The organism is Streptomyces sp. EDA2-14 (assembly GCF_054963755.1).
Window position 1 is genome coordinate 132,137 of sequence record NZ_JBUEGE010000002.1, and the last position, 13,436, is coordinate 145,572.

Here is a 13,436-nt window from a genome sequence, read left to right on the forward strand (position 1 = left end):
CAAGGAACCACAAGGTGTGCAGGCCGTCCGTCGCGGGCACCTGCACGGTCCGTTTGCGTTAGCCACCCCGTCCGGGAGGACCACTTCACATGGCCAAGATCATCGCGTTCGACGAGGAGGCACGGCGCGGCCTCGAGCGCGGCATGAACCAGCTCGCCGACGCCGTCAAGGTGACCCTGGGCCCCAAGGGTCGCAACGTCGTCCTCGAGAAGAAGTGGGGCGCCCCCACGATCACCAACGATGGTGTGTCCATCGCCAAGGAGATCGAGCTCGAGGACCCGTACGAGAAGATCGGCGCCGAGCTGGTCAAGGAGGTCGCGAAGAAGACGGACGACGTCGCCGGTGACGGCACGACGACCGCGACCGTCCTGGCCCAGGCGCTCGTTCGCGAAGGCCTTCGCAACGTAGCCGCCGGCGCCAACCCGATGGCCCTCAAGCGCGGCATCGAGCGCGCCACCGAGGCCGTCTCCGCCGCCCTGCTCGAGCAGGCCAAGGAGGTGGAGACCAAGGAGCAGATCGCCTCCACCGCCTCCATCTCGGCCGCCGACACCCAGATCGGCGAGCTCATCGCCGAGGCCATGGACAAGGTCGGCAAGGAAGGCGTCATCACCGTCGAGGAGTCCCAGACCTTCGGTCTGGAGCTCGAGCTCACCGAGGGTATGCGCTTCGACAAGGGCTACATCTCGGCGTACTTCGCCACCGACATGGAGCGTATGGAGGCCTCGCTCGAGGACCCGTACATCCTCATCGTCAACTCGAAGATCGGCAACGTGAAGGACCTCCTTCCGCTGCTCGAGAAGGTCATGCAGTCCGGCAAGCCGCTGCTGATCATCGCCGAGGACGTCGAGGGCGAGGCCCTGTCGACCCTGGTCGTCAACAAGATCCGTGGCACCTTCAAGTCCGTCGCCGTCAAGGCCCCGGGCTTCGGTGACCGCCGCAAGGCCATGCTCGGCGACATCGCCATCCTCACCGGTGGCACCGTCATCTCCGAGGAGGTCGGCCTCAAGCTCGAGAACGCCGGTCTCGACCTGCTCGGCCGCGCCCGCAAGGTCGTCATCACCAAGGACGAGACGACGATCGTCGACGGCGCCGGTGACAGCGACCAGGTCCAGGGCCGCGTCAACCAGATCCGTGCCGAGATCGAGAACAGCGACTCGGACTACGACCGCGAGAAGCTCCAGGAGCGCCTGGCGAAGCTCGCCGGTGGCGTCGCCGTCATCAAGGCCGGTGCCGCGACCGAGGTCGAGCTCAAGGAGCGCAAGCACCGCATCGAGGACGCCGTTCGCAACGCGAAGGCGGCCGTCGAGGAGGGCATCGTCGCCGGTGGTGGCGTGGCCCTGCTCCAGGCCTCCGCGGTCTTCGAGAAGCTGGAGCTCGAGGGTGACGAGGCGACCGGCGCCAACGCCGTGAAGCTCGCCCTGGAGGCCCCGCTCAAGCAGATCGCCGTCAACGGTGGTCTCGAGGGTGGCGTCGTCGTGGAGAAGGTGCGCAACCTGACCGTCGGTCACGGTCTGAACGCCGCCACGGGTGACTACGTCGACATGATCGCCGAGGGCATCATCGACCCGGCGAAGGTCACGCGCTCCGCGCTGCAGAACGCCGCGTCGATCGCCGCGCTGTTCCTCACCACCGAGGCCGTCATCGCCGACAAGCCGGAGAAGGCCGCTGCCGCGGGTGCTCCGGGTGGTATGCCGGGCGGTGACATGGACTTCTGAGCCGGTCGCGGTTCAGCTCGTCTGTAACCCGAGGGCGGCACCGTCTCCACGTGAGACGGTGCCGCCCTCGGGCGTTTTCGCCTGCCCACCCGTGGTTGACGCCTCGGGGCTCCGCCCCGGACCCCGCTGCTCAATCGCCGCAGGGGCTTGATGTGTCAGGCCGCGTTCTCCTGGTACGACTTCCAGGTGTCGCGGCCCGCGCGGGTCGCGCTGGTGGCCACTGCCTGGGCCTGGTGGAGGGCGCGCTGGGCCATTTCGGCGGGCGGGACGTCCCACGTGCCGGTCCAGCTGCGGCCCGCGCGGGTCAGTTCGTAGACGAGGACGCCGGCCCCGGCCATCGCGGTGAGCGTGCCGACACCGGTGAGCACGGCCCCGGCGGTCAGCATGCGCCGGTCCGGGCGGAACTCGGTCCAGGAAATCTTCGAAAGGGTGCTGTCAGCCATGCGCTCAGGATGCGCGAGCCCCGGGCCCGCCGCATGTGGAGAAGTGACCGCCGGGTGACACCTACGAGTCGCTCCCGGCGCCGTGACGGCGGGAGATCCGGGCGGCGGTCAGGATCGTGACGGCCACCGCGGCGGCCGTCACCGGGGCCACGTAGCGGGCCAGGTCGAAGCCCGGCGGTGGCAGCAGGTAGGTCGGCAGGGCGCTGTACGGCACGGCCCCGGACGCCGAGTCCGCCGAATCGGCGCCGATCCGCAGCACGGTCGCGTACAGGACGATGCCCGCCGTGCCGCCGCACCAGCTGCTGAACGCCGCGCCCGCGGCGCGCGGCAGATGCGGGGTCGTGCGGCGCACCATCAAGTAGACGACGGTGGAGACGATCGCGAAGGACTGCCAGGCGTAGAGGTGCACGAGCCGGTTCAGCAGGGGCTGCACGTCGAGCGCCGATGCCTTCGGCAGTCCGCTGTGGAGCTGCGCCTGCAGCTGGGGGAGGCAGATCCCGGGATGTTCCGTGGGGCCGCACCAGAGCCGCAGCAGCGGGCTGACGATCCGGCCGGGAAGCTCGGCGTCGAACAGTGCGAGGACCAGCGCCGCGACGGCCGTGGCGGCGAGCGCCGCGCCGATCCGGGGCCGCAGCGTGTCCAGCGGACCCACGAGCTGACGCAGCGCGAGGCGGCGGGCCTGCGCCTTGGTCGACACCTCGGCGGCGAGGGCCGTGGCGGCCCGCGTCATGTCCGGGAGCCCGCGCAGCCCGGCGGCCAGTGCCCCGACCGCGCCCAGCAGCAGCGCGTGGCCGATGCCGGCCGTCGCGTCCCACCACAGTTGGTACGCCGCGTCGCCCCGGTCCAGAGGGTTGCCGGAGAGCTCGGGCAGGCGCAGACACGCGAGGGCGAGGAACTGCGCGAGCGGCGCGAAGGCCAGGAACGCGGCGCCGGCCAGCGGCATCCGGTGCGCGGCCCGCGCCCGGTTCGTGAGGGCCGCGGCGGCCGTGACCAGCAGAAAGAGGAAGATGCCGGTCCACAGGGTCTCCTGCAGCACGGCGGTGGCGCCGTCGGCGCTGCTGAACCGCAGGACCGGCGACACGGTCAGCAGCCGGAGCCGGTCCGCGGCGCCGTCCGGCGACTGCTCGTCGGCCCGGGCGACCTGCGCGGGCAGACAGCCCGCGAGATGGACGAGCAGGACGGCGGCGACGGGGGCCGTGAGCGGCTCGCGCCACAGCGTCCGCACGCGCCGCACCGCCGTGAGGTGTCCGCTCACCGCGCTCACCGTGCCGCCGAGACCCGGAAGGGCCGGCCGTCGTTGTCGATCGTCGACGTGTGGGTCTCCTCGCCGTCCCACCAGGTGACGGTCGCCTTCCACTCGCTGTAGTAGCGGTGGGTGCGGCCGACGAGTTGCAGGCTGTAGGCCCGCTTCATGGTGACGCTCCTGGGCAGCTCCATGGGGGCCCCGTCGTGGACGAGGGCGTCCTTGCGGGCCTGCGCCTGCTGCGGGCTGGTCATCAGGTACCGGCCCGGTACGGCCTGGTTCAGGGGAAGCGTGTCGAGGTCGACGTAGAGGATCTCCGGCCCGTCCCCGCCACCGCAGCCCTTCACCGGGGACACCTTTCCGGCGAGCGGCTTCGTGCGGCGGGTCACGGTGATCGACACATCGCGGATCTCCACGGCCGCTGCCGTATTGCCGCGGATGCTGACGGTGGCGTCCACCGTGCCGTGATGGGTGATCCTCCGGTCGCGCTCCCAGCGGGTGAGGGCGCGCTCGTCCATGTTGCCCACCTTGGACAGCAGGTCGGGACGGTTCGGGTCGACGAGCCACTGGGAGATGCAGGCGTTGTCGGGCTGCTGGACGTCCAGCCTGATCGGCACGTCGTCGCCCGTCAGCCTGCCGTACGCGGCGGTCACCCACGGCGTGACGATCGGTAAGCAGGCCACGACGAGACCGGCGACGGTGAGTTTGTTGGCCAGGCTGAGCGCACGGTAGCGCTGCCACAGCCGGCGCACGCGGCCGGGCCTCGGCGGGTCCGGTGCGGGGTCGGGCGAAGGGTCCGCGGGAGCCGCGGCCGGTGCGGCCGATGTCGTGGGCATGTCGCCCTCGGGCGTCGCACTTGTCTCGCTGCTCATCGAATCCCCCGGGTCCCGCGTGCGGTGCGGAAGCGATCATACGAGGTGAACGTGTCGGTGAGCGGCGGGAGTTGTGGGTGGGTGGTCATGCGAAGAGGGCGGCACCCCCGTGTCGTGGGGTGCCGCCCTTCGGGGTGACCGGGGTCAGACCTTCGCCGGTTCCTTCGGTTCGTGGGTCTTGGTGTCCGGGGCCGGGGCCGCTTCCGCGTGGGCCTCGGGGGACTCGCCCGCGTCGACGTCCTGGTTGAACTCCACGAGCATGTCCTTCGTGAAGCCGAAGTAGTACGTCGCCAGGAAGCCGACGACGTAGCCGACGAGCAGGCCGACGCCGTAGATCGCGGCCGTGGTGCCGAGACCCTTGTTGCCGTCGAGGAGCGGGAAGAGCGCCCAGCCGGACGGGCCGATGGCCGTGGAGCCGACCTTGTCGCCGAGCATGGAGAACAGGCCGACGAACGCGCCGCCCGCCGCGCCGCCGACGCACGCCGTGATGAAGGGGCGGCCCAGCGGCAGCGAGACACCGTAGATGAGCGGCTCGCCCACGCCCAGGAAGCCCGCCGGGAGCGCCGACTTGATGGTCTTGCGGATCGACGTGTTGTGCTTGAGCTTCTTGAAGACGGCGATCGCCGCACCGACCTGGCCCGCGCCCGCCATCGCGAGGATGGGCAGGAGAACTGTGTAGCCCTGCTGCTCGATGAGCGTGGTGTGGATCGGGATCAGGGCCTGGTGCAGGCCCAGCATGACCAGCGGCAGGAAGAGGCCGCCGAGGACCAGGCCCGCGAACGCGCCGGTGTTGTCCAGGAGCCAGTTGGCCCCCGTGCCGATGCCGGTGGAGACCTCACCGGCGACGTACATCAGGCCGAAGATCGTGACCAGGCCGGAGATCAGGACCGTGAGCGTGGGCGTGACCAGGACGTCGACCGCCTCGGGCACCCACTTGCGGCACCACTTCTCGACGTACACGGCGAGCACCGCCGCGCCCAGCGCGCCGAGGACACCGCCCTGGCCTGGGGAGAGCTTCTGGCCGAACGCCGTGATGTCCGCGACGCCCGGGTACACGATGATCGCCGCGACCGCGCCGCCCAGGATCGGCGTGCCACCGAACTCCTTCGCCGTGTTGTAGCCGACGAAGACCGCGATCAGCGCCATGAAGCCGGAGGCCATGGCGGCCAGGGCCGGGGTGACGGCCGGCAGCCACTCCAGGTTGATCAGCAGGCCGTTGATGCCGGCGATGATGCCGCAGCCGATCAGGGCCGGGATCAGCGGCACGAAGATGTTGGCGATCTTGCGCAGGAACAGCTTGAACGGGGTGGCGTTCCGCGCCTTCTGCTGCGCCTTGATCGCGGCGCCCTGGGCGGCGAGGTCGTCGGCGCTGTGCCCGGCGGCCGCGGGCTCGGGCGCCGGGGCGGCGGCCTTCCCCTCTTCCACGAGCGTCTCGAACTCGGGTGTGACCCTGGCGACCTTCCCCGGCCCGAGCACGATCTGGTACGTCTCGTCCTCGACGACGCCCATGACGTCGGGAAGCGCCTTGAGCGCCTCGTCCTGGACGAGCGAACGGTCCGCGAGGCCCAGCCGGAGCCGGGTCATGCAGTGGACCACGGAGGTGACGTTCGCTGCGCCGCCGACGAGCGGGAGGATCGCGGCGGCGACGGCGCGGTTCTTGTTCTCGGCGTTATCGGCCATGGTGCGTTGTGCCTTGCTGTGCAGGTGGTGCTCGGGGGCGGATGGGTGCGGGGGGCTACTTGGCGGCGGCCGCGAGCGCGGCGCGCAGGTGACCGTCGGACTCCGTGAGGAGCCGGTCGGCCGTGGGGCCGTCGACGTCGCCGAGGACGACGAGGATGGCGTTCTTGACCTCGCCGTCGGTCGCGGCGAGCGCGGCCTCGATGGCGGCGTCGTCGGCGCCGGTGGCGAGGGAGACGATGCGGCGGGAGCGGGCCCGCAGCTTCTCGTTGGAGGCACGCACGTCGACCATGAGGTTTCCGTACGTCTTGCCGAGCCGGATCATGGAGATCGTCGACAGCATGTTGAGCACGAGCTTCTGGGCCGTGCCCGCCTTCAGCCGGGTCGAGCCGGTGAGCAGTTCGGGGCCGACGACGACCTCGATGCCGTGGTCCGCGGCGGCGCCGAGCGCGCTGTCCGCGTTGCAGGACAGGCCGACGGTGAGCGCGCCGTACCGGGCGCGGGCGTGCTCGACGGCGCCGATCGCGTACGGGGTGCGGCCCGAGGCCGAGATGCCGACGACGATGTCGTTCTCGGTCAGGTCGATGCCGTCCAGGTCGGCGGCCGCGAGCTCCTTGGAGTCCTCGGCGCCCTCGACGGCCTTGACCATGGCGGACGGGCCGCCCGCGATCAGGCCGACGACCTGGCCGTCCCGGGTGTTGAAGGTGGGCGGGCACTCGGAGGCGTCGAGCACGCCCATCCGTCCCGCGGTGCCGGCGCCCGCGTAGACGAGGCGGCCGCCGCGGGCCATGCGCTCGGCGATGCCGTCGATCGCGGCGGCGATGTGGGGGAGCTGGGCGGCGACGGCGGTGGGCACGGTGGCGTCCTCGCCGTTCATCAGCTTCGCGATCTCCAGCGTGGAGAGCTGGTCGATCTCGGCGAGTTCCGGGCGGAACGCCTCCGTCGTGAGGGTGGCCAGTTGGGCGCGGAGGTCGGCGTAGGTGGCGTCGGCGTCGGGGGTGGCGGTCATCGGGGGCGCCTTCTGTGCGGTGGGCGGGATTCCGGTTCGCGGTGACGGGGGCACGGTCGCGGGGCTCTGCCCCGGACCCCGCGCCTCAATCGCCGGCGGGGCTTGAAGGGTCAATCGCCTGCGGGGCCGAAAGCTCAAGTCCCGGCGGGCCTGGTAGATCAAGCCCCTGCGGCGATTGAGCAGCGGGGTCCGGGGCGGAGCCCCGAGGCGTGGGGAGCGGTGGGGCGATCATTGGCGGCCGCCCCGCGGAGAGGACTGGTGGCGGTGGGCCAGCGCCTCGTAGGAGGCGGCCAGGGCCGGGGCCGCGGTGTCGTAGGTGCGCTGGGCCACGCCCACGAAGAGGCAGTCCACGACCAGGAGCTGGCTGGTCCGGGAGGACATCGCGGCGGGGCGCAGCTCGCTCTCGCGGGCGATGGACGTGGTCAGTATGTGGTCGGCGTACTGGGAGACCGGGCTGCCGGGGCGGCCGGTGATCGCGATCGTGGTGGCGCCGTGCTCGAAGGCGACCCGCAGCGGTTCGATCACGTCGCCGGTCGTGCCGGAGTGCGTGATGGCGACGGCGACGTCCCCGGAGCGCAGCGTGACCGCGTTGTGGACGGCCAGGTGCGGGTCGGAGTGCGCGTACGCGTGCATCCCGATGCGCAGCAGCTTCTGCGCGAGGTCCTGGGCGACGAGGCCGGAGGCCGCCATGCCGTAGATCTCGACGCGGCCCGCGCCCGCGAGGGCGGTCACGGCGGCGCCGAGCTGCGTGGTGTCGAGTGCGGCGGCGGTGTCGGCGAGGGTCTGCTGCTCGTCGTAGGCGAGCTTGGCGACGACGTCGGTCAGCGGGTCGTCGACGGCGATGTCGGCGGTCACGGCGGGCGCCCGGCCCGACTGCTGCTGGGCGGCGAGCCCGGCGAGCGCCAGGCGCAGGTCCCGGTAGCCGGGGTAGCCGAGGATGCGGGCGGTGCGCACCACCGTGGCCTCGCTGGTGCCGGTGAGCTCGGCGAGTCCGGTGACGGTCAGGGCGGCGCAGCCGGCCGGGTCCCCGGCGACCGCCTCGGCGACCCGCTGCATGGACCGGGTCATGGACGGCGCGAGGGTGCGCACCTTGGCGGCGAGGGCCGCGGGGGCCGGGGGCGCATCGCCTGCGAAACTTTCCTTCACGTCATTGCTCACATGATGAAAGATATTTTCGGAGGCGGAATCGGTCAAGGGTCCTTCGGCCCCATGCGTCCCGGGCGTGCGGCCGACGGGCGCACAATTGGCTGTATGGACACCATCAGCCCCTTGGAGCAGGCCCTGCACGCGGCCCGCGCGCTCGTGCTCGCGGATCTGAAGGCGGGCGACGTCGCGGATTCCGACATCGTCTCGCTGGTGGAGGAGTCGATCGCCTCGCGGCGCTGGTGGGTGGAGCAGTGGCCGGAGGGGGTGGAATTCGTGACCGGGCTCGTCGCCCAGGACGTCAAGGACGGGATCCTGGAGCGGCACGGCCGCTGGCCGCTGTGCCCGGTGTGCGTCCCCGGCTCGGCCGCGGAGGCCCCGCACGCGCTGGACGTCGAGCCCGAGCTGGGCGCCGACCCGCACTGGGTCTGCTCGGAGGCGGGCGTCGACGTGGCGCCGGTCGGCGGCCTCGGGTCGGTGACCGGGTGACGGTCTACATCGACCCGCCGAACTGGCCGGGGCACGACCGCATGTGGTCGCACCTGGTCAGCGATGTCTCGTACGCGGAACTGCACGCGTTCGCCGAGCGACTCGGGATGCCGGAGCGGGCCTTCGAGCGCGACCACTACGACCTCCCCTCGCACCGGTACGCGGACGCGGTGCGCGAGGGGGCCGTGGAGATCGGCTCGAAGGAACTGGTGCGCAAGCTCACGGAGGCGGGCCTCCGCAGGCCGAAGGGGCGGCCCTGGTGAAGATCAGGCCTCTCCGGCGACCGAGGAGCGGGGTTCGGGGCGGAGCCCCGCGGCGTCGGGCACGGTCCCGGAACCCGTGACGACCTTCGACGCCGTACGCCGGTGCAGCCGCAGCGACACCGCCGTCAGCGCGAGGGCCACCACCGTCATCGCGCCGCCGGCCCACGCGGTGGCCGGGTAGCCGAGGTCGAGATCGATGACCGTGCCGCCGAGCCAGGGGCCGCCCGTGTTGCCCAGGTTGAAGGCGGCGGTCGTGGTGGCGCCCGCCAGGGTGGGGGCGGCGCCCGCGACGTTGAACATCCGGGCGTTCAGGGCCGGCGCCGTGTAGAACGCGGAGAAGCCGAGCAGGAACGAAAGGACTACCGCCGCGACCGCGAAGTGACCGAGCACGGCGAGCGCCGCGAGGAAGACGGTGGACGCGGTGATGCCGGTCAGCAGCACCCCGAAGAGGTGCGCGTCCGCGATCCGTCCGCCCAGCGTCGTACCGGCGAGGGCGCCGATCCCGAACAGGGCGAGGACGGCCGGGACCCAGCTCTCCGGCAGGCCCGCGACGTCCGTCAGCAACGGCGAGAGATAGCTGAACGCGCAGAAGACGCCGCCCGCGGCGAGCGCCGTGACGGCGATGGACAGCCACACCTGGCGGTCCGCGTAGATGCTCAACTCGCGCTTGAGACGCGGCCGTTCGGCGGGCAGCGGGATCTTCGGGACGAGCGTCATGATGCCGACGAGGGCGATCGCGGAGGCGACGCCCACCGCCCAGAACGCGGCGCGCCAGCCGAGCCCTTCACCGAGGAACGCGCCCGCCGGGACGCCCAGCACGTTCGCGATCGACAGTCCGCCGATCATCACGGCCATCGCGCGGGCCCGCTGGTTCACCGGCACCATCGCGATGGCGACCGCAGCGCCGACCGCCCAGAACCCGGCGCAGGCGAGGGCCGAGACGACACGGGACGCGAACAGGACCGCGTACGTCGGGGCGAGGGCGCCCGCGACCTGGCCGAGGCCGAACACCGAGATGAGCGAGATCAGGGTGGTCCGGCGCGGCAGGCGCAGCGTCGCCACCGCGAGCAGCGGGGCGCCGACCACCATGCCGATGGCGAAGGCCGAGATCAGCAGCCCGGCCTGCGGGATCGTGACGTCCATGTCGTCGGCGACCGCGGGAAGGATCCCGGAGAGCATGAACTCGCTGGTCCCGAGGGCGAAGACGCTGAGGCCGAGCATGTAGACGGCCAGGGGCATACGGGTGTTCGGTCGGGGGGCTGGGGACGCGGGTGCGTCTGGGCTGGGCTGTGGGGACATGTAAGGAGCCAACCGGGGCGTGAGAGGTGGCATTCCCGGCCCGGCGGGCCGTGGCGCATCGTTCGTACGCCGTTCACATGCGCCGCTCCACGCCGGGTTCCGCGCCGCTCAGCGAGGGTCAGGGAGTCGTCAGGGAGTCAGCAGGTCCAGCTCCGCCGTCAGGTTCTCGCGGGCGGCGGACTCCCAGCGGGCCCTGCCGTGCGGGGTCCTGAACAGCCTCGGCAGATCCAGGAGTTGACGCAGCACCCCGGCCCGGCCGTCCCGGAACGCCTCGTCCGGCACGAAGGCGTACTCCTCGCGGACGGCCTTCGTGTACGCGGCGTACGCGGGCGTCGGCGCGGCCAGGATCGCCAGGTCGGCATCGCACAGCGCCTCACCGTTCGCGTCTCCCTCCGCCGGGTCGTGGCTGACGGTGAGGCGGACGAGCCGGGCCACCTCGGCGACATGCGCGGGGGCGAGGCCCGCCTCCGTCAGCGCGCGTTCGGCGAGGGCGGCGGACCGCTCCTCGTTCTCCGAGCGGTCCGGCCGGTACACCGCGTCGTGGAACCAGGCCGCGAGCCGCACGAGCTCGGGCCGCTCCGCGTGCTCCTCCAGTACGTCGATGTGGTCGAGCACCGCCGTGAGGTGGTCGACCGTGTGGTACTTGCGCTGCGGTTCGGACCACCGGGCCAGCAGGTTGTCGGCGTACGGATACGGGTCGATGCCGTCGTCCGCCGTCACCGCGCGCAGGGTACGGGCCCAGCGTTCACGCAGGTCCCCAGTGGCCGTGGAGTCGTGGTCCGTCATGAGGTCGACCCTAGGCCCTGCGGGCCGCCGCCCCGGAAAACCGTTGGCCCCCCACAGAAGCCGTCCCGTACACTCGCCCGTCTGCCCGCCTCCCTGCGCCGACGTCCCGTGTCCACGGCCGTCGCCCAGCCGGAGCGCCGCCGACCGGACGGAAACCGGCCGGGACCTTCCCCAAGCTCTCGACTCCGCTCGAGCAGGGGAGACCCCATCCAAACGCGTACCTGGATCCGGAGGCAGAACCCCGTGAGCACGTCACCGTCGCCGTCCTCGCCCATGTCCACGTCCTCGCCCTCGCCGCTCGACCGCGAGCGCGATCACCTGGTCTCGTCCCGCTCCGCCCTGCGGGCGATGCGCGAGGACGCGCAGGCGCTCGACATCCGCGACGTCACCGCGAACTGGGTCAACGCCGAGGTGCTCCAGCACCAGATCGACGCGCGCATCAAGGCGCTCGCCGACCTCAGCCACACCCCGCTGTTCTTCGGACGCCTCGACTATCTGCGCTCCCCCCATGGTCCCCGCCCGGACGCAGCGGAGGCGGCCGAGGGCGGCGAGGGCGAGAAGTTCTACATCGGGCGGCGGCACGTGCACGACGCCGACGGCGACCCCATGGTCATCGACTGGCGCGCCCCCGTCTCCCAGCCCTTCTACCGGGCCTCCAAGAAGAACCCGATGGACGTCGCGCTGCGCCGCCGCTTCGGATACACGGGCGGCGACCTCACCGCGTACGAGGACGAGCACCTCACCGACCCGGCCGAGGCCGAGAAGACCAGCCAACTGCTCCAGCAGGAGATCGAGCGGCCGCGCGTCGGTCCCATGCGCGACATCGTCGCCACCATCCAGCCGGAGCAGGACGAGATCGTCCGCAGCGGGCTCGCCGGATCGGTCTGCGTCCAGGGCGGCCCCGGCACCGGAAAGACCGCCGTCGGCCTGCACCGCGTCGCGTACCTCCTCTACGCGCACCGGGAGCGGCTCGCCCGCACCGGCACGCTCGTCATCGGGCCGAACAGCTCCTTCCTCCACTACATCGAGCAAGTCCTGCCCGCACTCGGCGAGTTGGAGGTCAAGCAGGCGACCGTCGACGACCTGGTCGCGCACGTCGAGGTGCGGGGCACCGACGATCCCGCCGCCGCCCTGGTCAAGGGCGACGCACGGCTTGCCGATGTGCTGCGGCGCGCCCTGCGCTCGCACATCACCGTCCCCACCGAGGGCGTCGTGGTCGTGCGCGGATCGCGCCGCTGGCGCGTTCCCTCGTACGAACTGGCGGAGATCGTCCAGGAGTTGATGGGACGCGACATGCGGTACGGGGCCGCGCGCGAGGCCCTGCCGCAGCGGGTCGCGCACGCCGTGCTCGTCCAGATGGAGCGGGCGGGCGAGGCGCCCGACGACCGGGTGCAGAACGCGGTGGCGCGCAACACCGCAGTGAAAGCGCTGGTCAAGGAGGTCTGGCCGGCCGTCGACCCGGCGAAGCTGGTGCTGCGGCTGCTGTCCGACGGCGACTTCCTGGCCGAGCACGCGGAAGGCGTGCTGAGCGAGGACGAGCAGAAGACACTGCTCTGGGCCAGGCCCGCGCGGAGCGTGAAGAGCGCCAAGTGGTCCGTCGCCGACGCCGTGCTGATCGACGAGGCGACCGATCTGATCGAGCGGACGCACTCGCTGGGGCACGTGGTGCTCGACGAGGCGCAGGACCTGTCGCCCATGCAGTACCGCGCCGTGGGGCGGCGCGCCACGACCGGTTCGGTGACCGTGCTCGGGGATCTCGCGCAGGGTACGACGCCGTGGGCGACGCGGAGCTGGGACGAGGCGCTGGGGCATCTGGGCAAGGCGGACGCGGTGGTGGAGGAGCTCACGGCCGGGTTCCGCGTCCCGGCGGACGTCATCACGTACGCCTCCCGGTTGCTTCCGGACATCGCGCCGGGGCTCACGCCGGTGGCGTCGGTCCGAGAGAACCCGGGGGCGTTCGAGGTGCGGGCGGTGGCCGGGGAAGGGGACGTGGTGGCGGCGTGCGTCGAGGCGCTGTGCAACGAGGGCTCGGTGGGCCTCATCGCGGCGGACGCGCGCTGCGAGGTGCTGGCACCGGCCCTGGCGGAGGCGGGGCTGGGGTATCTCGCCCCCGGCGAGGAGACGACGGCGCAGGCGCGGCTGACGCTGGTCCCGGCGTCGCTCGCCAAGGGGTTGGAGTACGACTACGTGGTCCTGGACGAACCGGCGGCGGTGGTCTCCGCGGAGCCGGACGAGCGGACGGGACTGCGGCGCCTGTACGTGTCGCTGACGCGGGCCGTGTCCGGCCTGCTGGTCACGCACGCGGCGCCGCTGCCGACGCAGTTGAGGTAACGGGGTGGGCGCCCGCCGTTCCTGTTGCGCGGCACCGGGGGCCGCCTTGCCCGCCCTGCCGCCCAAGGCGAGACGGCATCGGCCGGTGCCGGTAAATCAAGCCCCTGCGGCGATTGAGCAGCGGGGTCCGGGGCGGAGCCCCGTGGCGTAGGACGCCGGACGTTCC

General features: G+C 72.1%; 12 protein-coding genes. 4 read left to right on the top strand and 8 right to left on the bottom strand.

Annotated elements, in window-relative coordinates:
- The first annotated feature begins 89 nt into the window (after positions 1-89).
- Positions 90-1,715 (top strand): chaperonin GroEL, encoded by a 1,626-nt coding sequence (groL, locus tag ACY34M_RS06890; RefSeq protein WP_462716480.1) that lies wholly within the window; start codon positions 90-92, stop codon positions 1,713-1,715.
- 155 nt (positions 1,716-1,870) lie between these two features.
- Here groL and ACY34M_RS06895 read toward each other — a convergent pair whose 3' ends face one another.
- The 6 genes from ACY34M_RS06895 to ACY34M_RS06920 all read right to left on the bottom strand — a co-directional run bounded on the left by ACY34M_RS06895 (position 1,871) and on the right by ACY34M_RS06920 (position 8,117).
- Positions 1,871-2,158 (bottom strand): hypothetical protein, encoded by a 288-nt coding sequence (locus ACY34M_RS06895; protein ID WP_462716479.1) that lies wholly within the window; start codon positions 2,156-2,158, stop codon positions 1,871-1,873.
- Between the two features lie 61 nt (positions 2,159-2,219).
- On the bottom strand, positions 2,220-3,413 hold the full coding sequence (locus tag ACY34M_RS06900; RefSeq protein WP_462716478.1) for a hypothetical protein: 1,194 nt from the start codon (positions 3,411-3,413) through the stop codon (positions 2,220-2,222).
- Positions 3,414-3,418: 5 nt separating this feature from the next.
- Positions 3,419-4,273 carry a hypothetical protein gene (locus tag ACY34M_RS06905; protein WP_462716477.1) on the bottom strand — a complete coding sequence of 285 codons (855 nt, stop codon included), beginning with the start codon at positions 4,271-4,273 and terminating at the stop codon, positions 3,419-3,421.
- A 144-nt stretch (positions 4,274-4,417) separates the two neighbouring features.
- Positions 4,418-5,953 carry a PTS transporter subunit EIIC gene (locus tag ACY34M_RS06910; RefSeq protein ID WP_462716476.1) on the bottom strand — a complete coding sequence of 512 codons (1,536 nt, stop codon included), beginning with the start codon at positions 5,951-5,953 and terminating at the stop codon, positions 4,418-4,420.
- A 55-nt stretch (positions 5,954-6,008) separates the two neighbouring features.
- Positions 6,009-6,959, bottom strand: a complete 951-nt coding sequence (gene murQ, locus ACY34M_RS06915) for an N-acetylmuramic acid 6-phosphate etherase (RefSeq protein ID WP_462716475.1) — start codon at positions 6,957-6,959, stop codon at positions 6,009-6,011.
- Positions 6,960-7,187: 228 nt separating this feature from the next.
- Entirely contained in the window at positions 7,188-8,117 is a 930-nt protein-coding gene (locus ACY34M_RS06920; protein WP_462716474.1) for a MurR/RpiR family transcriptional regulator, read from the bottom strand.
- Between the two features lie 93 nt (positions 8,118-8,210).
- Here ACY34M_RS06920 and ACY34M_RS06925 point away from each other — a divergent pair, with 93 nt between their 5' ends.
- Both ACY34M_RS06925 and ACY34M_RS06930 read left to right on the top strand, forming a co-directional pair.
- The gene (locus ACY34M_RS06925) at positions 8,211-8,591 is read left to right on the top strand and encodes a hypothetical protein (RefSeq protein ID WP_462716473.1); all 381 of its coding nucleotides are present in this window, start codon (positions 8,211-8,213) and stop codon (positions 8,589-8,591) included.
- On the top strand, positions 8,588-8,854 hold the full coding sequence (locus tag ACY34M_RS06930) for a DUF4031 domain-containing protein (RefSeq protein WP_462716472.1): 267 nt from the start codon (positions 8,588-8,590) through the stop codon (positions 8,852-8,854). Before ACY34M_RS06925 ends, ACY34M_RS06930 begins: the two co-directional genes overlap by 4 nt.
- Positions 8,855-8,857: 3 nt before the next feature.
- On the opposite strand, the gene ACY34M_RS06935 is transcribed toward ACY34M_RS06930, so the two are convergent.
- Together ACY34M_RS06935 and ACY34M_RS06940 are read right to left on the bottom strand one after the other, a co-directional pair.
- Entirely contained in the window at positions 8,858-10,093 is a 1,236-nt protein-coding gene (locus ACY34M_RS06935; protein ID WP_462716471.1) for a Cmx/CmrA family chloramphenicol efflux MFS transporter, read from the bottom strand.
- Positions 10,094-10,282: 189 nt separating this feature from the next.
- Entirely contained in the window at positions 10,283-10,939 is a 657-nt protein-coding gene (locus tag ACY34M_RS06940) for an HD domain-containing protein (protein WP_462716470.1), read from the bottom strand.
- Between the two features lie 273 nt (positions 10,940-11,212).
- On the opposite strand from ACY34M_RS06940, the gene ACY34M_RS06945 reads away from it, so the two are divergent.
- Positions 11,213-13,270, top strand: coding sequence for a HelD family protein (locus ACY34M_RS06945; protein WP_462716620.1), 2,058 nt, complete (start codon positions 11,213-11,215; stop codon positions 13,268-13,270).
- The last annotated feature ends 166 nt before the right edge of the window (positions 13,271-13,436 follow it).

What these genes read in the sequence shown, in the direction of transcription:
- ACY34M_RS06935 (WP_462716471.1), bottom strand. Translation starts at nt 10,093, where the DNA reads ATGCCCCTGGCCGTCTACATGCTCGGCCTCAGCGTCTTCGCCCTCGGG.
- ACY34M_RS06925 (WP_462716473.1), top strand. Translation starts at nt 8,211, where the DNA reads ATGGACACCATCAGCCCCTTGGAGCAGGCCCTGCACGCGGCCCGCGCG.
- ACY34M_RS06940 (WP_462716470.1), bottom strand. Translation starts at nt 10,939, where the DNA reads ATGACGGACCACGACTCCACGGCCACTGGGGACCTGCGTGAACGCTGG.
- ACY34M_RS06945 (WP_462716620.1), top strand. Translation starts at nt 11,213, where the DNA reads ATGTCCACGTCCTCGCCCTCGCCGCTCGACCGCGAGCGCGATCACCTG.
- ACY34M_RS06905 (WP_462716477.1), bottom strand. Translation starts at nt 4,273, where the DNA reads ATGAGCAGCGAGACAAGTGCGACGCCCGAGGGCGACATGCCCACGACA.
- ACY34M_RS06895 (WP_462716479.1), bottom strand. Translation starts at nt 2,158, where the DNA reads ATGGCTGACAGCACCCTTTCGAAGATTTCCTGGACCGAGTTCCGCCCG.
- groL (WP_462716480.1), top strand. Translation starts at nt 90, where the DNA reads ATGGCCAAGATCATCGCGTTCGACGAGGAGGCACGGCGCGGCCTCGAG.
- murQ (WP_462716475.1), bottom strand. Translation starts at nt 6,959, where the DNA reads ATGACCGCCACCCCCGACGCCGACGCCACCTACGCCGACCTCCGCGCC.
- ACY34M_RS06910 (WP_462716476.1), bottom strand. Translation starts at nt 5,953, where the DNA reads ATGGCCGATAACGCCGAGAACAAGAACCGCGCCGTCGCCGCCGCGATC.